Here is a 356-nt window from a genome sequence, read left to right on the forward strand (position 1 = left end):
GCCCACAGCTGCGTCTGCGTCGCGGACACCGGATCGTCCGCGCCCACCGAGGCCGCGCCCCGCGTCAGCACCCACAGGGGAGCGGTCGCCTCCGCGTCGGCGAGGGAGCGCACCAACCCCACCGACGCGACCGGCGCCCGCTCCTCGTCCCAGGCCAGCAGGGACACGACACCGGACGCGTCCGACAGGTCCGCGTCGTCGAACGCCTCCGACACCGACACCTCGGCCCCGGCCACCTCCAACGCCCCGCGCACCTCCTCCACCGGCGCGTCCCCACCAGCACTCACCACCAGCCACGTCCCCGACAGACGGGCCGCCGCCGGCACCGTCACCGAACGCCACACCGTGCGGTAACG

General features: G+C 75.6%; 1 protein-coding gene. It reads right to left on the reverse strand.

From position 1 onward, the window contains the following. Window positions 1–332, reverse strand: a 332-nt coding sequence (locus KMS84_RS39425; RefSeq protein WP_256921470.1) for a Rossmann-fold NAD(P)-binding domain-containing protein, incomplete at its 3' end; no start/stop codon positions are given. Window positions 333–356: the final 24 nt, after the last annotated feature.

This window comes from Streptomyces hilarionis (genome assembly GCF_024539675.1).
Lineage (GTDB): Bacteria > Actinomycetota > Actinomycetes > Streptomycetales > Streptomycetaceae > Streptomyces > Streptomyces hilarionis.